This is a genomic window from Nitrospira sp. CMX1 (genome assembly GCF_054902215.1).
Genome location: NZ_JBUBKD010000012.1, coordinates 49,715 through 72,298 on the forward strand (window position 1 = coordinate 49,715; position 22,584 = coordinate 72,298).

At 54.9% G+C, this 22,584-nt stretch carries 13 protein-coding genes; 5 read left to right on the forward strand and 8 right to left on the reverse strand.

The features are described from left to right. Positions 1-2: 2 nt before the first annotated feature. A complete protein-coding gene (locus tag ACYX34_RS03755; RefSeq protein ID WP_462075221.1) occupies positions 3-398 on the forward strand; it encodes a Na-translocating system protein MpsC family protein in 396 nt (131 codons plus the stop codon). Between the two features lie 359 nt (positions 399-757). Here the strand turns inward: ACYX34_RS03755 and ACYX34_RS03760 are convergent, their stop codons facing one another. The 6 genes from ACYX34_RS03760 to ACYX34_RS03785 all read right to left on the reverse strand — a co-directional run bounded on the left by ACYX34_RS03760 (position 758) and on the right by ACYX34_RS03785 (position 10,077). After that, entirely contained in the window at positions 758-1,087 is a 330-nt protein-coding gene (locus ACYX34_RS03760; RefSeq protein ID WP_462075222.1) for a P-II family nitrogen regulator, read from the reverse strand. Continuing rightward, positions 1,011-4,310, reverse strand: a complete 3,300-nt coding sequence (locus ACYX34_RS03765) for a DUF2309 domain-containing protein (protein WP_462075223.1) — start codon at positions 4,308-4,310, stop codon at positions 1,011-1,013. The genes ACYX34_RS03760 and ACYX34_RS03765 overlap by 77 nt, the downstream gene beginning before the upstream one ends. 16 nt (positions 4,311-4,326) lie before the next feature. Next, positions 4,327-6,015, reverse strand: a complete 1,689-nt coding sequence (locus ACYX34_RS03770) for an NADH-quinone oxidoreductase subunit 5 family protein (RefSeq protein ID WP_462075224.1) — start codon at positions 6,013-6,015, stop codon at positions 4,327-4,329. A gap of 555 nt (positions 6,016-6,570) precedes the next feature. Continuing rightward, entirely contained in the window at positions 6,571-8,517 is a 1,947-nt protein-coding gene (locus ACYX34_RS03775) for a polysaccharide deacetylase family protein (protein WP_462075225.1), read from the reverse strand. Between the two features lie 230 nt (positions 8,518-8,747). Further along, positions 8,748-9,659, reverse strand: coding sequence for a DUF72 domain-containing protein (locus ACYX34_RS03780; protein ID WP_462075226.1), 912 nt, complete (start codon positions 9,657-9,659; stop codon positions 8,748-8,750). Positions 9,660-9,732: 73 nt separating this feature from the next. Continuing rightward, positions 9,733-10,077 carry a Na-translocating system protein MpsC family protein gene (locus ACYX34_RS03785; RefSeq protein WP_462075227.1) on the reverse strand — a complete coding sequence of 115 codons (345 nt, stop codon included), beginning with the start codon at positions 10,075-10,077 and terminating at the stop codon, positions 9,733-9,735. A 384-nt stretch (positions 10,078-10,461) separates the two neighbouring features. Between ACYX34_RS03785 and ACYX34_RS03790 the strand changes: the two genes are divergently transcribed. The 4 genes from ACYX34_RS03790 to ACYX34_RS03805 are packed head-to-tail and all read left to right on the forward strand — an operon-like array spanning position 10,462 to position 17,062. Next, a complete protein-coding gene (locus ACYX34_RS03790; RefSeq protein WP_462075228.1) occupies positions 10,462-12,168 on the forward strand; it encodes an NADH-quinone oxidoreductase subunit 5 family protein in 1,707 nt (568 codons plus the stop codon). Then, positions 12,165-13,457, forward strand: coding sequence for a proton-conducting transporter transmembrane domain-containing protein (locus ACYX34_RS03795; RefSeq protein WP_462075229.1), 1,293 nt, complete (start codon positions 12,165-12,167; stop codon positions 13,455-13,457). The genes ACYX34_RS03790 and ACYX34_RS03795 overlap by 4 nt, the downstream gene beginning before the upstream one ends. Next, the gene (locus ACYX34_RS03800; protein WP_462075230.1) at positions 13,454-16,690 is read left to right on the forward strand and encodes a DUF2309 domain-containing protein; all 3,237 of its coding nucleotides are present in this window, start codon (positions 13,454-13,456) and stop codon (positions 16,688-16,690) included. The genes ACYX34_RS03795 and ACYX34_RS03800 overlap by 4 nt, the downstream gene beginning before the upstream one ends. 30 nt (positions 16,691-16,720) lie before the next feature. Beyond that, positions 16,721-17,062, forward strand: a complete 342-nt coding sequence (locus ACYX34_RS03805) for a P-II family nitrogen regulator (protein ID WP_462075231.1) — start codon at positions 16,721-16,723, stop codon at positions 17,060-17,062. A 399-nt stretch (positions 17,063-17,461) separates the two neighbouring features. Here ACYX34_RS03805 and ACYX34_RS03810 read toward each other — a convergent pair whose 3' ends face one another. Then, on the reverse strand, positions 17,462-18,679 hold the full coding sequence (locus ACYX34_RS03810; protein ID WP_462075232.1) for an efflux RND transporter periplasmic adaptor subunit: 1,218 nt from the start codon (positions 18,677-18,679) through the stop codon (positions 17,462-17,464). A 1-nt stretch (position 18,680) separates the two neighbouring features. After that, on the reverse strand, positions 18,681-21,860 hold the full coding sequence (locus ACYX34_RS03815; protein ID WP_462075233.1) for an efflux RND transporter permease subunit: 3,180 nt from the start codon (positions 21,858-21,860) through the stop codon (positions 18,681-18,683). Positions 21,861-22,584 lie beyond the last annotated feature (724 nt).

A 22,584-nucleotide genomic window follows, 5' to 3' on the forward strand; every position in this document is an offset into this window, starting at 1 on the left:
CCATGGCGGAAGCTGCCACAAACAAAGCTGAGATCGAGTATGCCGTCATGCTCGCGGTCTTAGGTTTTCAAACCGAGTTCATGAAGTCCACGTACTCAAATATCCAAGCTCACCTGTTCGATGAACTGATCTACGTAACCTCAACGAGAAGCGCTTCCATTCCCGCGGAGAAGGAACTCGCACGTTCACCGGAAGGCCTCGAGCTGTTGCGTCGTTTTCACCGCGCCCTGTTTGATTCCTGTCAGCACGTACTACAAGCACGCATTGAGCATGCCATCGGCGCAAGGGTTCAAAACATCGTGACAGACCTCGACCCAGAAGCTGGCATCAGCACTATCGTTATCAAATTGCTTGAGCCTATGACTCTATTGTCCACATATTCTTTCGTCTCACCATAGCAGCCGGTATCTTGGGCGCAGCACGTGAATGCATGGCTGCCCTCTCGTGTTGTGAGTACCCTCTCCATTGAAAAATATTAGATGTCGGATTGCATATCCTGGTGGTCAAGACAAGACATGCCTCACGAGGAACCCGCAGATTGCCCCGGTCAGTTGAGCCGAATCGACAAGTTCCTGAGGCTGAAGTTCATAACCTCGACGAGGTCTTGGACCGCCTTTGAGGGCACCCATAACCTGAGCTGGAAAAGAGCATCAAGATCGGTCGGACTTTGCTGAACCAGAGAAGGTCTCGGCTTGGCAACTCCTCCGCTGCATGCGGCATGGAAAAACTAACGTGAAATCAGTGGCCCGATCACTCCTTACTTTGGAGTGAAGTGTTCGCGTCGGCTGACTGCCACATCGCTCACGAACATGGCACCGGAGTGCCGATGGAAAAGTGGCCCGAGCCCTGCCAAGATAGGCTCAACCTTGCTGTCAGGCACGACGGTAAATACAATCACTTGGCTGCTGGTATCATCAAACACCAGATGCCCCTCATGAAAGCCATCATGCCCCTTACCGGATACGTTGTTGATGATGGTATAGCCGGTGGCGCCGGTCCGGTCCAAGAGCTCAGTGACAAATTTCAGTTGGTCGCCCTGCACAATGATCTTGATTTCCTTCATCGGGTGCAATGTCAGTCCAGCCATGGCTACCTCCTCCTTGCTGCTGAGTTTCCTTTGTCCAACCCTTGACGCGATCATACCGATAGCATCGATAGTCGGCCGGATCGAGAGCAATTATGGTAATCCACCCCAGAGTGGTCAACTGGTCCAAGAGGGGGTGCTTGTTGATCACCCGGTCGATTCGATCCTTCGGTCCTTCGATAATAGTCAGTAACCTCATCGGTTCATGGTACGGCACGGACCCGTTCAGGACGGTTTGAGCCGGAAGCCCAAGTCTGAGGTCGCTCCACACTCCGGTCATGACCCCGATACGGCCCACGACATTATGGTAGACTTTACTGCCACTTCCGTAAACCTCGTTATCGACCGACGAAAAATAATGCTCCATATTGATCCATTGCGCGACCACCAGTGGGGCGGTCATAATCGATTCTAGGATCTTGCCCGCCGCATCCTGTCGGTAGTCATACGAATGAAGAAACGAGCGACCTTCTAGATTCAGGTGTTGGGTCCAAACCCGACGGCCGATCACAATTAGACTATTTTTTGAAAGCCCCCACTCAGGTCTCACTTCCGCCCAATCCTCACTCCTTCGTCTGGCTGATTGCCGGGCTGAACGAGCATCACGGGAACTACACGGCGCCAAGGCTTGCGCTCGTTCCAGCGACACCTGTTCACCGGCTCGATCGAGATCGAGCAGTAATCGCTCGAGATCTTTCCGGTGAGTGGCCGGAACGTCTTCCAAATCGACGACGCGGACATCGTCAGTCGTCGTGTCGTGTTCTGCGGCCAAAAATTGTGTGTCGGCGGGAATCATGATGCCACGTTTTTTCAATAACTCCCGAACAGTCGGTTTATTCGCCATCGCCGCGATCGTACGAGCGTTCGGCAATCCGTGATTTCCACCACAGGCGCCGCAATCCAGCGCCGCTTCGTAGGGATTGTTCTGCGAGGTGCTGCCGTGCGCACAGAACAGGACGATGCGCGCGAAATTGGCCGTGAGACCCATGAGCCGTAAAGCCGCCTCAACAATGTAGGCTTGTTCCCCTGAGGAAAATCCTGCGTGTGTGAGGCGATCTAAGTATGCGGCAACTCCCCTTGGGCTGATGCGATGGCGATCGCGTAATTCCTGATAGAAGGCCGACTCCATTTCAGGTGTCACACTGAGAGCATTCGCAATGTCTCCATGACCACTTTCGACGTCACCCATCGCTGCTTGTCTGATTTTCTCGAGCAGTGTCGGCGAGAGCACGGCACCGTCGAGAGCGAACCGTTGGCGGACAACCTCCCGAATGATCGCGCGCTGCTCGGTGGCCACCATTTCCTTGGCTTCTTCCCGCTGCAGTCTCTCTACTGTCAGAGTGGTGGCCAGCGATGGCATGAACACGCGTTGGGCCCACCGTCTTACCTTGGCATACCAAGTAGGAAAGAGCGTCTTGCCTAACAGAGAAACGCCAAAAAACCAGCCGATCGCCTCGACCATGACATAGGGTGTCACCACATTACCCTTCAAGTCATGCAGCAGTTCAGTGGCTGTGCGGGTCAACTGGTCAGCTTGTTTCCGCTCTTCTACCAAAAGTCCCTGGTAACTTCGTGGGATCTCATGAACTCGATTTTTCGGCTTAAGCAGAACAGGACAGTGCGCGACAGGCTGATGGGCACCAAAGGGCTGATAGTCGAGTGGGACGCCGAAGAATCCAGCAAGGCCAAATGTTTCATACCCGCCCAACTGCTCCAAGTGCCGACGAAATACTTCAGCTCGTACGTCGATGCAGAACACGACCTGGGCCAGGGCACGCGAGGGACGAACCGAGGCCTCCGTCTCCCCATGCTGTAGGCTTGTGCTTAACTCCTGGAGAATCCGCCTTCTGTATCCCCCCTCGAACGCGCTCAACCATGTTGAAGACTGCATAGACGATGAAAAGCCGTCCAACCATTCGCCTAGCGTCTGAAGATCCGACTGCGTAGTCGTGTCGATTGCCCCCGGATCTCGTTCGAGCGCTTTCGACAGACCCACGAGCTGTGAGGCCAATCGCTGAAGGCGTTGCTGAACTTGGTGGGCATGGCAATGAGCCTCGTGCCGGAGACCGAGTTCATCCCATGTGTGATGCGCATGCCGGGTCTTCACCTTCAGCATCTGACCAACCTGTTGTCGGAACGGGTCACCCACCTGCCCGTTGACCCAAGCGCAACGCAGGCGATAGGCCTGGGAATGAGTTTCGACAAAGCGGCGGATCGCCTCCTCATGGCCTTCAATCCCCAACCCATCTCGACAGGCAGCATCTGCAAGTTCTCGTTCATAGAATAACCGGACAGCCAGGTATTTGACGAGGTCTGCCGGGTACGCTGCCTGCCAGGGGTGATCAGTTTGTTGCGACCGCCATTTAAGATAACCAGTCCATCCCGGTAGGGTAGCTAGATGCAATGCAAGATAGGATTCCCAGGCTGATTTGGGAATCCGCATGTGCGCAAGATGTTCCAGGACAGCCTCTTCAGGGCGGTCAGGCAATGCACGAATCTTTGCAGCCGCCTCCGTAATGCCCATGAGGCGCAGGGAAAAATCATGGACGGCAAGCGACTTCCATGTGCGGTAGAACGTCTGATCGCGCCCCGGCATGCTCCAGCCTGCCTCGCCCTCATCGAGGAACGAGCTGCACCACTTCACCATTTCCCGGTTGATACCCTCGACAAGGGTGGTACCCAGTGTTGCATCGCACCAGGCACTGAGTGTTTCCTGTACCGATAGGTGCGATATTCCTGCCGAAGGAGTCGGATTATGACTGAACCCGATGTCCACGCAGGTCTGAGTGCGAAGCCAGGTGAGTACCCGTTCTGCATCAAACTCGCCATCTGCATGATCGGCCGCCCTATCCGAGTCGGCAAGACCGGACATCATGACGGCTGCAAGAATTTCTTGATGGCTAAAACGTTGGCCTGCAAACGTAATACTCTTATCCAGAGCAATCGACTCGAGTGCGGCGAGAAGATCTTCCCGCGTGATACGTCCTTCTCTGAAATGACGACGATACTCCTCGTGACTCAAATATCCTCTTCCACCGAACAACCGTTCTGCATGCTGTACGGCCTGTTCAAACGGCATCCCTTCCAGTCCATGGAGCGGATTGTGGTGGATAAAGGTTCGCATGGGCCAGTACTGAGAAACACACTCCCCCGCCACTTGCACATATGAGCGCAGCTCCATTCGTTGCGCGTCAGTGAATCGATCCGTTCCGCACTGTGTCGTCACAGGATTCGCTCCTCGTTCAGATACGATTAGGCTTTGTAGAACGTGTACGACCCGCAAACAGATTCAGTGCACGAAAAATGTCTTCTACATACAGCGCGTTGAGGAAAGTCACATACAGTTTTCGATGCAGGTGTTCCAGCCATCCAGGAAACAGCATTTTCATGCCATGGGCATTTGCGTACAGCACTCCCCAGACAGCCACGATAGCCAGTGAGGTGACGGCAACGAAGGCCTCGAACAACCCTTGATGCCATGCAGCGGCCTGAAAATACGCACCAGCTTGCCCGGGAACCGGATACAGAAAATGGGTAAAGGATTCCCCAGCCCAGAGATAGGTGAAGCCGACAAACACCACCGTCACGATCATCGTGGTAGAGACTTTCCATGAAGCCTGCGAACTCAACCGATAGAGGCTGAAAATCGCTTGGGCAGACGTGACCCATGCGAAGAACATGAAAATCATCGTGCCCTGGGCCTCGAATAGCGGGATGTTGATCGCGCCATGGGCAAGCAATACCATCACCAGCGGCATCACAAGCGTAAGGAGTACCCCGACGACCCAGGTCGCAAGAGGAAAGCTCGCCGTCTCAGCAACCGCATGCTGTTCTGGCATTGCGAAGTCAGTTCTCGCCTTATGGATGTTTGTTCCAGAGTTGAGAAACAGCGTTGCCTTGAAAAGCCCATGCGCACACAGGTGAAAGATGGCCAAGGCAAATGCCCCCAGACCACATTCCATCACCATGTACCCCATCTGTCCCATCGTACTGTAGACCAAGGTTCGTTTGATGCTGGACTGTGTCAGCATGGTTAATGCCCCGATCAGAGCCGTAAGAGCACCGATGGCAAAGAAGAGATACAATGTGGTCGGTGAGGATCCGTAGAGCGGGGCGAGTCTGTTCACAAGGAACCCGCCCGCATTCACGATGCCGGCGTGCAGCATGGCGGAAACCGGGGTCGGGGCCTCGATTGTTCCGGGCAACCAGATATGAAACGGAAACTGAGCCGACTTTGTCAGGACGGATACGGCAATGATGAGTGTGATGAGCGTGGCGGCAGAGATCTCCCACCAGGTTCCCTCGCCAAAAGCTGGAACCACTATGCCGCTGCTCCACTTTTCATACAGGATCGACAAGTCGAATGTTCCGAACGTTGTATAAATTAATCCGATACCCACCAGCAGTGCTGTGTCCCCCACTCCGTGCACGCGTAACGTTGTTTGTCCGGCTTCCCGGGCTGCCCGACTATCTCTATTAAATGCGAGCAGTGTCTGTAATAGCCAGCTGACGGCATGCCAAGCCACAAACAACCACAAGAGATGCCCACTGGTGACGAGCACCAACAAAACAAAGGTCAAGAGGGTCAAGAGGCCAAAGAACCTCACATAGCCTTGATCGCCCTGCATGTACCGACTTGAATAGACATGGATCACGAGACTGACTCCGGCCACCAGCACCATCATGACGCCCGAGAGGCGATCGATGAGCAGATGTGGAGCAATGAGATCAGGGAAACCAGGGAGAACTAGATGAAGCGGAGGACCGTACACCAGCCCATACAGTGAGAAAAGTGCAGCTCCTGTCGAAATAAACAGGCCCGCTATTCCAATCTTGGCCACACGCTCCCCAAGGGAAGACCCAAAGAGCATGACCAGGGAACTCGCAACTAACGGTGATAGGATCGTGATAAGCGCCGCAACCAACTGCATAACACCTCGATGTTGATTTCTAGCAAAAGTCTCAGCAAGAACGGTACCCGAAGAAATGTGGTGTTCATTATAATTAAAAGCAGGGAAAGCGAGGAACTACTGTGTGTAGGCACACCTACTGTGTAGGGACACACATTCTGTGCGCGGGTGCACCTAGAGAGATACTCGGCAGAAGTCTATTGGGCTGCAGGAGACAGTTATCTATACGGCGGCAGCTAGGGAATGCGTAGGCTGTGTCATCAGAAAGGACTTCACATGAGCACGTGAAATCATGCAGGCTGCTCTGCGGCCCGCCCCCTCCTCGAAGAACCGATCCGCTGCGTCGACTTTCGTACCCTGTTCGATTTCCGTCAATACACCTTCCTGGTTTGGATAAAGTAAGCCGGCGGCATAACGGTCCAAAACGTCGTGACAGGCTCGCCTCGGAAGCTGGTCTCAGTACTATCGTCATTACATTGCGTGAGCCTCTCGCCTTATCAACGACACGCTGACTCGGCCTATCAGAGCCGCTTCTGTCAGGATGGATAAGGACTCGGTGTTTGGTGGTGCAACAGACTAATTCAGAGCGGCCCTTCCCCATGAGCGAGAGGTCACAGACGATCCCGACTCCATCCCACCGTATGATCTATCGACAGCGAAGTGCAACTCATGCGCCCCTTCAACCACATCCAAAATAATCATACGTCCGTCTTGCCTCACTCCCGCCTGCGGTAATACGGTCCACCCGGCGGGAACTTCTAGTGTCATACCGGACATACGTCGAGACGCATTGATGGACACTGTCATTCGATTGGCTTCGGCGGCTGCCTCTACCTGCAACGCGTTGCGAGCCGACCACCAATCTCCGAACTCTCGCATTGATCCGAACCAAGCCCAGCCTTTGACCGCTTCGTAAAATTGCTTCTCGAACTCCAGCTTGTGACCAAGTATGTTCGGATGAATCAAGACCACGACGCTGCCACCATATCGGGCAATCTGCTTCGCCAGTGTTAGAGCCTGTGGGACTCGCTCCCCCATCGGCGGCAGTTCTTCGTCTTCAATCGTCACAGGAAATTCAAATATCTCGACTTCCGCTTCAGACAACCGGTCATAGGTCATCTGATACGGCAAATGCGTCAATGAATTGTTGGCCGTCGCTGCGGAACTATACCGAAATCCGGTCGCAACCAAGGCTTGAGGCAGGCCGAACGGATTCGAGAGCTCACCGGGCCGAAACGAAACCATCGCAGGACCGCCGCCCAGCCGATCAATGAGAAATTTGCTCACCCGCAGTTCACCGAGAATCGTCGCACCATAGGCCTTCAAGCGGGTTTTCACGAACGGACGATAGCTGGGGTACTGTTCCACTCCCGTCCCCATTGCAAAACTGTTGAATGAGGCGGAATGTGCCACAGTATGGCTTGCTAACTCCATGCCGAGGTCTGCCAGTCTGGCAAGATGTCGTACTCCTTGCTCATTAAAAAAAATGTCGTCGTTGTAATCTCGGATATATTTCGCCTGGACAAAATAGGTTCCGGTCAGGCCCTTGCTTCGTTCAAACTCCGCATAGGCCACCGCATTCGCCATGGACTCCGTAAAATCGACATCGTGCGTGAACATGACGGAAAGCGACTTCCCGTACGGCACCGTGCCGATGGTCACCGCATTCGGCTCTCCCGTTTGATACATCCTTTTCAGCACACGCAACCAGACATCCAACGTTGGGTCGAATTGATTATCAAAGCTGGCCGTGAATCCATCGGTACGGTTGTTATAGCCTTTCAACAACAGTGCGCCGAGATCGATGCCGATGGCATAGGCATGCCCCCTGTCGTAATCTTTTGCCGTCACCGCCGTCGATCCGTCAGGATAACTGCCTAGTGCTCCCCTGGCCTGCACATAGCTGTAGGTCCCGATGGAATTCTCCTGCTTGCCGTTTAATTTGGTCACCCATTCGGCAGGGTCGGTCATCCGTTCCATGAGGGGATGAGCGCGATTCCAGCGGATTTCCTGATGGCGCGATGCCGCCATCGTATCCGAATACCCAAAGACTTCCTCCAGTCCCCCACCCAGCACCTGCGTGGCAATCAAGGTGCCGCCATTACGCGGAACGGCGCCCAGCGCACGAATCGCCTCACGTGAAAAAGATGTCCCCGTAATAGTTGGATAAACCAGAATGACTCGATGCTTGAGTGCTTCCCGATAGTCCCGTGTCACGACAAACGGCACACCGATGGACTTCAGCCCATGTGCCAATCCCAACCAGTTCGATCGCTCCTCTGTCAGCAACACGACTAACCGACTTGAACCACCGCTCGCATAGAGTTGAGGAGATGAGAGGCTGGAGGGCGCGACCACCGTCTGCTCCGTCGGCCCGATTACACCTTGAAAGATAAAGACGTCTTTTGAATTGATGGTTGGTGGCACCTCCTCAGTGAATCGGACGTGGAACCACCCTACGAGACCCACCAGGGCGCACGTAATCACCCCAAACAAGATTGGACCATGGAATGACTTTGCCATCGGTGTGATCAAGAAGGGACGCGGAGGAGTAATCAACCAAGACACATCTTTGGTTGCATGGCCCCCGGCCATACAGATCGCGCATGTACCCCCTGTTGTTTCGGTACTGTCAGGGAAATCTTGAGTAGGATTTCACCATGAATAGACAAAAACCAAGCGCACAATGTCAGTGATTTGACAACGGGACGGAGGAAAGCCATCCATGGAGAACGCCGTACCCATTGAACCGATCACTCACACCCAACCGGCCCTGCAGATTTCAATAGCTCCACCAGACTTTGAATCGTCTTCGGCGCATTGCCCTCGCTCCGGTTGTTCACCAAGACATAGGCCGGTTTGCTGTGGTTGATCGATTGCAGGATGAGCGATACGGCGTCTCTGCGCATCTCAGGAAGTTCCGCAACAATTTTGTTGTAGGGGGCTGCCCGTTGCTTGGCATCCGCATAGCTCATTCTTTGCGGCGTGAGTAAACGGAGAACGGTGAAGGGTGCGGTGAAGGTCCCTCGTAGCCGCTTGTGCTGCTCAGCTAAGGGAGGCATGTAGGACCAATGGCTGTAGATATGCGCAACACCGTGCGCGTCCAGTACCTTCCGATACTCAGGCCCAAGGAGTCCGGCATTCCGGATCTCTACGGCATATTTGAACTCGTTCGAGAGTTGGCTGAAAAAGCTATCGAGTTTGGAGCAGAATTGGGTGATCGATTGATCGTGACGTTGAAACTCAAAGAGAAACGGCCCGGTACAATTCTGGAACTGAGCCTCTCGAAATGGTGTCAGAACCAGGTCATTGAAAAGCTGTGCATCAAGGAAACGAGGATTCGGTTTGCCGGCCTTCAGGCCATACCGTGGGTGCGATGCGAAAACCGGTACGGTGATCTCTTCCCAGACTTTGAAACACATCTCGACCTGTTCGGGCATCTGGTCGCGGTAGGCACGAAGTTGTTGGCTTGTTGGTGGCCGGTAGAAGGTGGAATCATTGCCGACTGTACGAAAGAGCAGTGAGCCGTTGTAGGAAAACTGCCAGTACTCAGCTAGACACTGTTTGGTAAAGGTTCCCTTGGGATAGTCCCTGAGATAGACCTGTCCCTTCCATCCCTCGTAAGTCCAGGTCGAGGTACCGAATCTGACCAACGGTGAGACCATGTCTGGGAGGCAGTGTAGTACCGGAAGGTTTGGAGGATCAACGTGAAGTGCCAGCTCGCTGAGCCAGATGCCGTTACCGAACTCCGTTCTGCAGTTCTCGATCCATCGTAAAGACGAACACCCGCTCTCCGAGCTGTACATCGATATCGGTAAAGAGACCCAGAATCTTGGCTCCGGTGATCTCGCTGATCTGCTCGCAGAGTTTGTCGCGACCCTGGGCGATCAAATTTTGCCGGAGGCGCTTCACCATTTCGACCCCTTCCGCAGTCTTGGCCAGCTGGCGCTCGGCCGGCGTCAACACGCCTTTAAGCCGCACCACAACCAGATCGCGTGCGACCAGGGCACGGACTTCGTCAGGGCCACGCCCCAGGAACTCCTGCTCGAACTTGATGATCGCGTTGCGGATTGCACTTTCCATCACATCGCTCCTGCTGCCGACGGATTATACGGATTGGCCAATAGGAGGAACAAGCGAATTCCTGGGGCTTTGGCCTCAGGACATCATCAGCCCTAAGCCTTTTGGATAGGAGGAACCGGCCTGAGAGACCCGGGGAATGGATTGCAGCTTGACGCTGTCCCCTGAACCATATTATTCATGTGGCGCATGTGAGACAGGGCACTGTTACCTATCCACCGGATATCCTTTGGATGGGCAAGAGGCCGGATGTTTCTCTTCCTAGGCCGTAGGGCGACTCGCATTTCATTCCGAGAGGCCGGTCGCAGTACAAGCCAACCGTTTGGTTCGACCATTGGTCGAGGCAATGCGGTTGGCTTTTGTGTTTTCTGAGGCAATGTAACACCGATGTGGGCTGCGCTACTCATCCCCTTGCTTCCCCTGATAGCCGCGCTGGTCGTGGTCTGCGCTGAGGACTCGACCCGCTACGCCCATGCCAAGATTGCCGCGCTGCTGATGGGTGCGGCCTGCATAGGATCGGCAACGACCCTGTATGCCGTGACGATCTCTGGACCAATGACCCTCCAATTCTATAACCCTGCCACAGTGGCGTCCCTCACGATTCCCATCGGGTTCTACATCGACCGGCTCAGTGGTGTCATGATGACACTGATTTCCGCCGTCAGCCTGATCATCTATACCTACTCCGTGAACTATATGTATCAGGACCGCCACTACCGCCGGTACCTGACGCTGATTTGTCTCACGAACTTCGTGCTGCTCTGCATGGTGTCCAGTGCGAATCTCATGATGTTGTTTTTGTTCTGGCAACTGCTGAGTTACTTGCTCTACATCCTGGCGCATAATCATAACCACCGCCAGACTCTCGAGGGAGCCTACAAGACATTCACCGTCCTGCGCGTGGCCGATATGGCCCTCCTCATGGGAATTATCCTCACCTACCAGGTGTACGGAACGCTGGAGATTCCCGAGCTGTTCGCTCGCGCGACGGCCTCCTCTCACACCGTCGCACTCTGGCCGGGCATGAACATCGACGCCGCCACCGCCATTACCTTGCTGATGTTCGTTGGAGCGATGGGGAAGTCCGCGCAGTTTCCTCTTCACCTGTGGTTACCGAGTTCGCTCTTTGCGCCGACGCCCGTGCACGGCTTGCTCCATGCCGGCATCATCAATGCCGGTGGCTTTCTGATCAATCGCATGGCACCGCTCTTCGGTATGAGTTCAGTGACCCTGCACGTCGCCTTTGTGGTCGGAACAGTGACGGCTGTGCTGGGAGCCTCCATGATGCTGGTGCAGAGCGACATCAAGAAGACGTTGGGACTGTCGACGATCGGTCAGATGGGATACATGATTATGGAGTGCGGGTTGGGCGCATTCTCGCTGGCGGTCTTCCATCTCATCGCACATGGTCTGTTTAAGGCCACGGTCTTTCTCAATTGTGGAAATGTGATTCAAAAGGCTCGGATCGAGCCACATTTCCCCCACACCGGCCATACGCACCACGAAGAGGAAGAGCTGTCAAACCTCACCTGGTCGACGGGACTTCTGACGAGCCTGGTGATCCCACTACTCATTCTCCTGGTAACCCATGGAGTGCTGCACATTCCTTTGTTGGAGTCTCACGGGACCGTCATCATCCTCTTCTTTATTTGGATTACTTCGTCGCAAGCTATCCTGACGCTCACGCGACTCCGTGCGGTGGCATCCTGGAAAGTGTCGTCCACCATGTTGGTGACCTTGCTCTTCGTGGTCTTCATCTACCTGTTTGCGGTGGAATCATTCACGGCATTCCTCTATCCCAATCCAAACGATGTCGCCTCGTATTACAAGGCAGCCGACCTTCCCGACTGGCTGTTTGACCTGCTGATCGTCGGGGCGACCGGTCTGACCGTATTCGGCTGGGTCTACCTCTATCTGAAAGCCCATGGACGAAGCGTGTGGATACCGGCTTGGGTCGACAAGATTCGTCATCGGGTATATGTAGCGCTCATCAATCGGTTGTATGCCGACGAATGTTACGGTCGCCTCGGACAAGTCGTCCTGCGGTTCGTCCATTGGGTCGACAAACAAGAAGACGGGTGGTCGAGGCGATGACGAGCGCAGTGCTTTTTTCTTGGCTTGCCACCTGCATTCCGCTCATCGGCGCTTTGGTGACTCGTCTGCTTTGGGAAGACCTGCCACAGCTGAAGAAGTCCTGCATCATCTGGTCCCTCATCAGTATCGCCCCGATTCTCAAACTTAAAACGAACCTACCAGAGGGCGGCTTACTCCTTGCTCTTCTCCCGCTCGTGGCCATGATCTCCCTCCTGGGGCAGCCGGTTCAGAAGGACCACCGTCTATCCTGGCTCATGACCTTAGTCTGTCTCGGACTGGGAATCGGTGTCATCGCCCATCCGGCTCCATTGAATCATCTGTTCCTGTTGGCATTGCTGGTAATCATAACCGGCCTCTTGTTGCATCACCACACGATCTTGTGGCCGATTTCATGGTGGGGGATCAGCCTGTTCTGTCTCGCGGCACTTGGCGTGCTGATCGCCGCACTGGCGAACCCTCCGCTTTCGTCGTGGGGTACCCTGATCACTGCGGCAGTACTGATCCCCCTCTTGCCGTTCCACACCGGCTATGTGACTGCGCTCACACGACTGCCCGGCAACCTGCCCTCATTCTCGGCGTTTCTGCTTCCCGCCGTGGGCCTGCACGTCATGGCCTCAGTCCTTCAGACCGTACCCACGACGGTCTCTGGTATCGTCGGACTCTTCGCGCTGATCGGAGCATGGTATGGTGCCGTCAAAGCTCTGGCACAGACTCGCATTCGGCTCATGCTGGCCTATGCGAGCCTCTCCTTCTTTTCCATACTCTGGTGGCATGCCGCAACCTCAAGCCTGGCGACGTCTCGCACCGCCGTCTTCGTCGCATCAATCGGCCTCGCCACCTGCGGGCTGCTAATTGCCTGGCAAATCATTCGGACACGATATGGCGACGACGTCGATCCGTCCTCAATCAGCGGATTAGCCTCGTCGATGCCGCGGTATGCGGTGCTGCTGTCTCTCTTGGCATTGGCTGCGATGGGACTTCCCCCGTTCGGCGTCTTCGCCGGGCTGATGGGATTGCTGCTCCACTCACCGATTCCGTCCCTGATCGGCCTGATGATCATGCTGGCGGCCTGGCTGGCAGCTTCCTGGTACCTCATGAGCGCGGTACAGCAGTTGTTGTTTGGAATCAGACGGAGCGACCTTCGGTATCGTGATGTCGTGCAACAGGAATGGGCTGCACTTGCCATCACAATCGTCGTTCTCACGGTGCTGGGACTTGCCCCCATTGAGTGGTGGACGTCACCGGCGACACAGCCAATGGCAGGCGCACTCTCACGAGATCTCCCATGACACCGCTCAATGAATCGATGGATCTCGAATCTAAACGGATGGAACTCCGCGGCATCGTTCGCCTTGCGGGCGAAGTCATCGCCCAATACTGGCCGATGCGGACGTTCGTCCACCACAATCCGTTGCATAGCCTGGAATACCTCCCGTTCGAAGAAACGGTCCGGCGGGGCAAACAATTCTTGAATGGCGACGGCTATCTCCCGAGCGACCTGTATCGTGCCTACGTGACATCCGGTCGCATCAGGCTGGAGCATCTGGAAGCCGTCCTACGGCCGCTGGCACACGATCGAACGATCACTCTGGGATCTCGGTTCGTCACTCACGGGGACGTCTTGCGGACTTGCCTGACGGAAGGGCTTTGTTCGACGATTCGAGAACCGCTCGACGATCAGCTGGAAGATCCTGACCGGGATCTGATTGAGCGGATTGCAAGGAAACTGGAACATGTTCTGGAGGCACCCTCCCTCGACGATCGCGTAAAAAAGGTCGTGGAGACGAACCACACGGCGCTCTGCCGGTGGCTCACCCTCTCTCACTGGTGTGATGACACACTCGGCACCTCCATCGTTCAAACCATCAATGACCAGATGATCAAGTGGTGTTCGGCCTTTCTCGACGAAGGGCATGCCGCGTGGGCCATGCCTGACCGTGATGGGGGGCTCTACCAGAGTTGGAAACGCCTCGCCGCTCAAGAATGGTCACTCATCGGGATTGCCGACAGTCGACGCAAGATTGCCGCACTCTGCGAGCATCCAGAAGACACCCTGCTGGAAAGCTTAGACCTGTTGGGTATTCCGACGGAACTGCGGCAAGATTACTTGTCGCTGCAATTGACCGCGCTTCCAGGTTGGGCCGGCTTCATCAAATGGCGTGGAGAAGAACGCGACTATCCCTGGCAACAGGCCAACCCGGTCGGTCTTGTGAAGTTCCTGGCCATCCGTCTGTGGTATGCCAGAGAGCTTGTGCAAGCAGCGTGTCGTGAGTACCTGGATATCCCCGGACGATTCAGCGACATCGTCGCCTATATGCGTGACTATTCGGAAGAGTACTATCTGCGACGGCAGCGGATCGCCGGCCACCTCCCTGCACTCTACGCTGAAGAAGTCGACAGGCTTGCCCATCGAAAGGGACAAGGCTGGAACACGGTACTTACGCGCTACCGCACTGACGTGGTTCCCAGACACCAAGCAGCTCGTCGGCGCGGCAATGCTCGTCGACTCCTCGCATTGAGCCGAACCCTCGCGATTCCCGATGAACAGCTGGTTGAGAGTCAGCCCCAGGTACTGAAGCAAGTGATCGAATGGATCGAAGCTTTCCCGGAATCAGACCATGGCATCATTTGGCTCAAGGCCTTTGAAGCCGGGTATCATGAGCCGCTGCTTGGACAGCTCATCTCTGCATCCCAACGGGAGCGCACGGACAAGTCGACAGCCTCTCCTCTTCGCCCCTATTCACAATCCGTGTATTGCATCGATGTCCGATCGGAGCCGTTTCGTCGTCACCTCGAATCGATCGGCCCACATGAGACCTATGGCTTCGCCGGCTTCTTTGCCGCCTTCATCCGGTACCGAGCCTGGGGAAGAGAACATGACACGGAACAGTTTCCCGTCATCATGCGTGCCAAAAACGAGGTGCGGGAGATCCCTCGCAGCTATCTGGATCACAAGGTCTCTCAACATCAGGCTTGGACGAAATGGGTCCATGCGGGCCACACCTTACTGCACGATCTGAAAGAAAACGTGATTACCCCCTACGTGATGGTTGAGTCCATCGGCTGGTTTTACAGCCTTCCGATTTTCGGAAAGACCCTGTTTCCGGCGCTCTATCGACGTATCACGACCTGGTTGCAGCGGCAGTTCGTACCGTCGCTCCCGACCACGCTGACGGTGAACAAGTTATCCCCCACAGACACCTCGGAGATGCTCACGGTCGAGCATCAAAAGCTGGTACGGAAGGCGCTCCAGGAGCGCCTGGGACTGCGCAACACACACATCACCCCGTCGCTTATCGAGGGATTACGACAGCAAGCCCTTCAAGGGAAGGACCAGCAGGACACCCGTTTCCTGGCCGAGGCGGAAGCCGTCGGGTTGAAGGCAGATGTGCTTGATGCGTTTATCTTGGCTCTCCAACGAGGGTACGACGTGAACCCTCGCGCGTCGTCACGATACAAGGAACGACTGACCAGAACCGGCTTCACGCTTGAGGAACAAACCTTGACGGTCGAGACCGCCTTGCGGATGATGGGGCTGACGCAAACCTTCGCCCGGCTCATTCTGTTCTGCGCACATGGTAGCACCTCGGACAATAACCCCTACGAGTCGGCGCTCGACTGTGGCGCATGCGGAGGGAATGAAGGACAACCCAATGCCCGAGTCCTCGCCATGATGGCGAACAATGACAAGGTCCGTGCACGGTTACGGAAGGCTGGGATCGATATTCCCTCCGACACGCATTTCCTCGCCGGCCAGATGGATACCACAACGGATACGGTCCGATTGTTCGACCTCGAAGATGTGCCTCCGACCCATCGCGCCGACCTTGCGCGTCTCCAGGAGGATCTCAGGGAAGCGTCGGAACTGGCGAGCCGTGAGCGCTGCGGACGATTCCCTGAAGTTCAGTACCCTGTGGACGAAACACAGGCCACCGCCCATGTGCGTCAACGCAGTGTAGACTGGAGTCAAGTTCGCCCCGAGTGGGGACTCTCCGGCAATACCACCTTCTTGATCGGTCGTCGTGAGCTGACCAAAGGGCTAGACTTCAGGGGCCGAATGTTTTTGCATTCGTATGACTATCGTGAAGACCCAACGACTCGGTTCCTCGAAGTCTTGTTGACGGCTCCTCAGGTCGTTGCCCAATGGATCAACATGGAACACTACTTTTCTGCCGTCGACAACGAAGTGTACGGCAGCGGCAGTAAGATCTATCACAACGTCGTCGGGCGATTTGGCATCATGTCCGGCCCCTGGAGTGATCTTCGACTCGGACTAGCGAGGCAAACCGTAATGAATGGGGAAATGCCGTACCATGAGCCGATGCGATTGCTCACGATCGTCGAGGCTCCTCGGCGAGGAATCGAAAAATTAATTGCACGGCACGACGTGCTTCAGCACTATTATCATAACGAGTGGGTACACTTGGTGGTCTTGGACCCAGAGGACGGCCAGTGGTATCGGTATCAACCCAACGGGGCATGGGCTCGGATAATGAGAGAAGAAGCGATGGTGGCGTCGTGATCACACTGGAGGCTGGAAAGGAGTAGATCGATGGGCGGCTTGAGTTTACATCCGATGAAAGAACTACGTGTGATCATCGCAGGGGAACATCGCGCTTTTGTAACGGAGCTGCTGGACCGAGTTCAGGCCTCTGGGTACACGATCATCGGCAATATCTCAGGGAAGGGGCATCACGGCGTGCGGGAGGCACACTTCATGTTTAGCGAACAAGAAAGTCTTGAGATGATCCTCGCCGTTGTCCCGGAAGAAAAAGTCGAGCCGATCTTCGCCGGACTGAAACCTTTGTTCGCGCGACATTCGGGGTTCGTATATGTTGCAGATGTCGCCGTCAGTCGTCAGGAATACTTCCGGCAAAAGGGTACACAACCCTGATCGAGATACACGCCCCACCATCCCTCAATTTCACGTAAGTCCGGTAGGGTCGCCTTTTTGCCACCCACCGGCCTGAGGGAATCGGCGTACTCGCATGCCGTTGGGTCAGCGTTAACCATCTCCCACTGCTTGGTTCCCAACATCGATCGTACCACTGCGATCAATGCAGGAACTTGACCAATGCCGACTCGTTCAACTCCCTATTCACAGGCTCCGCTTCTGCCATAGACTTCATGAGTCTCAGAATGTTACCGCCGCCCTCCATACGAATGATTTTCATGGCACTGACGGCGCTATCGACTTCACTCACTGAGGAAGTCGCACCAAAGATGGCAGGCCTATCTGGGCGTGAAGGTTCCACGCCCGCTACCCATTAATACCAGCATCGCATAAAATCCCTCAAAGGGGCTTCGCTGACGGCTGGTCTGAAACGATGGCCTTGGGCATCATGCCCTCATCATTGACCAAATCGTAACCAGGAGCAGGCTGAACGATCCGTACCTTGTCCCCTTCAAGCAACGCACTGCTGGGGTTATTCACAATACGATCTTTTGTAGAAATGCCCTCTTCCACTTCGACAGTGCTGTCCAACATTTTTGTTACGACAACCGGTTTGAAGTGCACCCGGTCGTCCTCGGCCATGATGACCACCTGCGTGCCGTGCTCTTGAAATACTAACGCACTTGTCGGAATCGTCATCACCCCTGAATCAACAGGAGCCGTCAGTCGAACACTGGCATAGGAGCCCGGCCAAAGCGCTCGATCCTCGTTGTCGATAGTAAACACTGTAACCGCCGTACGGGTATTCACATCGAAGCCCTTCGCCACAGTTAGAAAGTTGAACGTAAAATGGCGCTTAGGGAGTTGTGGGACCGTCACATTGGCAGTCAGCCCGAGGCCGAGAAATGGGCCAAAACGTTCCGGCACGTTCACAAAGAGCCGTAACTTATCCACCACTGCAACGGTAAAGAGGTTATTCTTGGCGTTGGGAGTATTGATACTCCCCTCCTTGGATACCAAATCACCAGAATTGATGTTCCGCTGAATCACCACTCCGTCGAAAGGGGCAGTGATTTTTTTAAATCCGATGAAGGCTTCAATGTTCTTCACCTTTTGCTCCGCAGCGGCGACCTTCGCCGCCTCGGCCTGTGCCTCGGCGAGTTGCACAGAGATGGATTGTTCAGAGAGTGCTTGGTTTTCTCGCATGGCCAGGTAGCGCTTCGCCGTCAGTTGAGCCAGTGCATTTCTGGCCCGCTCGGACTCTAGATCCGCAAGGGCCTGTCTGTATTCGGCATCGAGATCCGGCGTGTTCAATTCGGCAAGGACATCCCCTTTCTTAACGATGTCTCCATAGTCCTTGTACCAAGCCTTCACATAGCCTTCGACACGCGCATAGATGGGAGCCTCGTACCATCCCTCAATCGTGCCGGGAAGCGTAATGCTGTCCATCGGCTCAGACGTCTTAGCCTGTATGAGGGCTACAGTAGGCGTGGCGGCTTCAAGAGTGGTCTCTTGCAATGCCTTCGCCTCATGCTGACCGTTGTAGATTCTGAAAACGAGATACCCTGGGCCGAGGATGAGAGCTACGAGCAACAAAACCCTTCCAGTGGAAGTCATGTTATGCAGTCTCCTTTTGCGATGCGATTCGTCGGTGATAGACGATGGCGTAGACGCAGGGAACGAAGAAAAGCGTGAACAGAGTCCCCACAAACAGGCCTCCCATGACGGCCCGCCCGAGTGGCGCATTTTGTGAATTGGCTGTGGCCATGGGGAGCATGCCGATGATCATGGCTGCGGCTGTCATCAACACCGGGCGGATACGAGCCGTTCCAGCCTCCACCGCAGCCCGAAGCGCATCGCCGTGTACGGCAAGCCGCTCACGGGCGAAGGAGACGAGCAGAATCGAATTGGCTGTCGCTGTCCCCATCGTCATGATGGCCCCCATCAGTGATGGCACCGAAATATTCGTGTGGGTCACGAACAATGCCCAGGCAATCCCTGCCAATGCACCGGGCAAGGCCGTAATAATAATGAACGGATCAAGCCAAGACTGAAAATTGACAACGATCAGGAGATAGACGAGGACCACCGCAATTAACAGTCCGAAGAACATTTCACGAAGTGCGGTATGCATCACCTCGGCCTGGCCTTTGATTTCAATCACCGAACCTTGGGGCAACTCCCCCTCCATATCGTGCGTGACCTGCTGAACATCCGCCAGCACTTCGCCGAGAGACCGCCCTTCTGCAGCGACGTAGACGTCGATGAGCGGCATAATATTCCCGTGCGTGACCGCCCCCGGTGTACCAATTGGCCTAAGATCAGCCAGGTTTCCGAGGAGTTGTGGATTCAGGACTCCTCCCTCTCCGGACTCGCGACCCTCCTTTGCGACAGGAACGGCCATGAGATCCTTGAGACTCGTGAGTTGGGGTTGCGGCGTGTAGACATTGATTCGATAGGACATGCCGGTCGCACGATCGAGCCAATACTTCTGATCGACTTGTTGGCTGCCGGCAGTCGTCACGAGCATATTGTTCCCAAAATCAGTCTGGTCCAGGTTCATCCCAAGCGAGAACCGTCGATCTGCCTCCGCGAGCAGTGTTGGCATGCCCATCGGCTGCTGAACCACCACGTCACTGGAGCCCGGGATTTGCCGTAATCTTCCCGCCAACTTACGAGCGAATTCATGGTTCGCATAAATGTCCGGGCCGTTGATCTGCACATCGATCGGCGCCAGAGACCCGAAATTCAGGATTCTTGCGGTGAGGTCGGCCGGTTGGAACGTGAATTCTGTGCCGGGATAGCGGGCATTCAGGCCGTTGCGGAGGATACGGCGATAGTCCCAGACAGGCGACTGCCCGTTCTTTAATGAGATAGTGAGGTCGCAGTCTTGAGTTCCGACGGTCGGACTCGGGATGAACGCGAGGTTATGAGCCCCGACCGGAATCCCGCAGTTGCTGACAATAGACTCCACCTCGCCCGGCAAGAGCTTTTCGACATCTTTCGCGACCAGGGATGTGAGCCGCGCGGAGACCTCAATCCGCGTACCAAGCGGCGCCCGCATATGCATCTGCATGATTCCGGACTTGATCTCGGGAAAGAACTCCGTGCCGTTGAAGTAAAAAAGGACGAGTGAACCCGTCGATATCACCAACGAAACTATGACAAAACGGGAACGGTTGTTTATTGCTCGTTCGAGTTGAGCGCTGTAGCGATCCCGGAATCTCTCAAAGCCATGCTGGAAGTTCTGCTGGAACCGGATGAATGGATTTCCCGATTGTTTTCCATCGGAAGGGCCGCCATGTCCATGCGCATGATCAGCCTTGAGAATGTACTTCGACATGGTGGGCACAAGCGTATAAGTCAAGATAAAGGACGCCACCATCGAATAGATGACCGCTTTTGCCATCGGCGGGAAGACCCAGCCTGAGATTCCGGTCAAATGGAACAGCGGCACCCAGACAATCGTAATGGCAAGCGTGGCCACAAACGTGGGGAGCACGATCTGATTGGCAGCCTCGACGATCGCCTGTTCCAGCGGTTTACCCATGGCAAGATGGGTGTCGACGTTTTCGATCATGACCGCGGCATTGTCGACGAGAATCCCTACGGCCAATGCCAATCCGCCAAGAGTCATGACGTTAATCGACTCCTCTTGAATGTGCAGTAAGATGAGCGCGCTCAGAATGGCGAGCGGGAGTGATGTAAGGACAATGACCGTCGGTCGCCAGGATCCCAGCAGGAGCAGCACGATAATCCCCACCAGCGCAGCCGCAGTTAGCATTTCGTGCACCACGTCCGCAATGGCATCTTTCACGAATTGGGAGGCGTCGATGAGGAGCTTGACTTTGACGTCTTTCGGCAAGACATCTTGAATGCGCGGAATGAGTTCTTTGATGCCGTCCACGACTTCCAGCGTAGAGGCCTCGCTGCTTTTCATCACCACCACGATGACGGCCTGCTGACCCTCGACGAGCACGGCGTTCGTTTGCACCCTCCCGGCAAGACGAGTTGACGCGACATCTCGCAAATGAATGAAGGCGTTGCCGTCTCGCTTGATCGGGATGTCATCGAACTCCTCAATCTTCAATGCTGACGCATTCGTCAAGACGAGCCAGTCGGTCGCCTTGAGCTTAATATCCCCTCCCGGCAGTACCAGATTCTGTCTGGAAATGGCCTCGTGAATATCTGCAGGGGTGAGATGACGGGCAAGAAGTTTCTGCTGATCGAGGTTGATCATGACCTGCATGTCCTGACCACCATAAGGGTGCGGCAAGATCGCACCGGGGATCGTGACGAGGAGGGGACGGATTCGCATGATGGAGAGATTGTAGAGCTCTGCTGGTGTCAACGTGTCCGATGTGATTTGCAATGTAGCGACCGGGACCTGAGACGGGAACAGTCGCATGACCATCGGCGCATTGATATCCGGCGGCAGTGCCTTGACAGTCGTCTGCGAAATCGCTGCAATGTCGGCTTCACTCCCACCCAAATCGACTCCGTCCTGAAGATAGACATTGATAATGGCGTTGCCGAATAACGAATTACTCCATATATATTTGATGCCCTCGACCGTTTGAGTGAGGAACCGTTCAAAAACATAGGTGATGCGGCCCTCGACATCTGCCGGCATCAGGTTGTCATAGATCCAGACGATCGAGCTGACGGGGATTTGGATCACCGGAAAGACGTCGGTCGGCGCCTCAAACACTGCCATTGCCCCGAACACTACGATCAAGATGGACAACACCACAAAGGTGTAGGGTTTATTTAGGGCTATTTGGACGAGTTTATTCATGTGAGAGGTTTCTCCATAGATCCTTATTCATAAGGTCGTGATTGATGAACAACGTTCAACATGATGCCGCTATCCCGTCTGGTCCTGTGTTGATGAAGAGCCATACCGATATCTCTCGCGCCGGATGCCGACCCACCTTCCATTTTTCAAAATATGCAATTTCAAATGACGGGCCAATGACAGAACGGATAGCAAGGTGCCTGCCGACGAGACAGAACGCGAAAAACCTTGGATAATGTGGGCGAGTAATGAACTATGCGGTCATGCAGAAGAGAAAACGAAGCGTGCCATAATGACACAGGTGTGCCAAATACCACCTCAATAAAGGTATCTTCTCAAATACCTCCTGCTAGTGTTTCGAATCCTTTGATGCAGCTTCTCTCATAGAGCGAACCACCCACAACACCATGTTGGCCACATCACATTACCAGTAAAAGACCAGTGTGACATTCGGGACGATGCGCAGATATTTGATTGGCACTCAGCTGCATTCCTTGCCGTGCTGGTCGTTGAGTTCCATCGTACTCGCCAGCAGGCTGTTGACAAAGCCCGCCAGCAACGTTCTTGCCTCATTCAGAGGCTCACCGTATGACATAGCGCAGGCTTCACTCTTCGTTCGCTGTAGCCATGCCAGACGGCCTTTCCGAACAGCCTGCGGGCCACTCTGCTTCCGTTGGAGAACTTTTGAATACCGTGCGTTTTCAGGAATATGAATGTGTTTGTT

What these genes read in the sequence shown, in the direction of transcription:
- ACYX34_RS03760 (WP_462075222.1), bottom strand. Translation starts at nt 1,087, where the DNA reads ATGGCTGGACTGACATTGCACCCGATGAAGGAAATCAAGATCATTGTG.
- ACYX34_RS03755 (WP_462075221.1), top strand. Translation starts at nt 3, where the DNA reads ATGGCGGAAGCTGCCACAAACAAAGCTGAGATCGAGTATGCCGTCATG.
- ACYX34_RS03810 (WP_462075232.1), bottom strand. Translation starts at nt 18,679, where the DNA reads ATGACTTCCACTGGAAGGGTTTTGTTGCTCGTAGCTCTCATCCTCGGC.
- ACYX34_RS03775 (WP_462075225.1), bottom strand. Translation starts at nt 8,517, where the DNA reads ATGGCAAAGTCATTCCATGGTCCAATCTTGTTTGGGGTGATTACGTGC.
- ACYX34_RS03815 (WP_462075233.1), bottom strand. Translation starts at nt 21,860, where the DNA reads ATGAATAAACTCGTCCAAATAGCCCTAAATAAACCCTACACCTTTGTG.
- ACYX34_RS03805 (WP_462075231.1), top strand. Translation starts at nt 16,721, where the DNA reads ATGGGCGGCTTGAGTTTACATCCGATGAAAGAACTACGTGTGATCATC.
- ACYX34_RS03800 (WP_462075230.1), top strand. Translation starts at nt 13,454, where the DNA reads ATGACACCGCTCAATGAATCGATGGATCTCGAATCTAAACGGATGGAA.
- ACYX34_RS03785 (WP_462075227.1), bottom strand. Translation starts at nt 10,077, where the DNA reads ATGGAAAGTGCAATCCGCAACGCGATCATCAAGTTCGAGCAGGAGTTC.
- ACYX34_RS03780 (WP_462075226.1), bottom strand. Translation starts at nt 9,659, where the DNA reads ATGGTCTCACCGTTGGTCAGATTCGGTACCTCGACCTGGACTTACGAG.
- ACYX34_RS03790 (WP_462075228.1), top strand. Translation starts at nt 10,462, where the DNA reads ATGTGGGCTGCGCTACTCATCCCCTTGCTTCCCCTGATAGCCGCGCTG.
- ACYX34_RS03795 (WP_462075229.1), top strand. Translation starts at nt 12,165, where the DNA reads ATGACGAGCGCAGTGCTTTTTTCTTGGCTTGCCACCTGCATTCCGCTC.
- ACYX34_RS03770 (WP_462075224.1), bottom strand. Translation starts at nt 6,015, where the DNA reads ATGCAGTTGGTTGCGGCGCTTATCACGATCCTATCACCGTTAGTTGCG.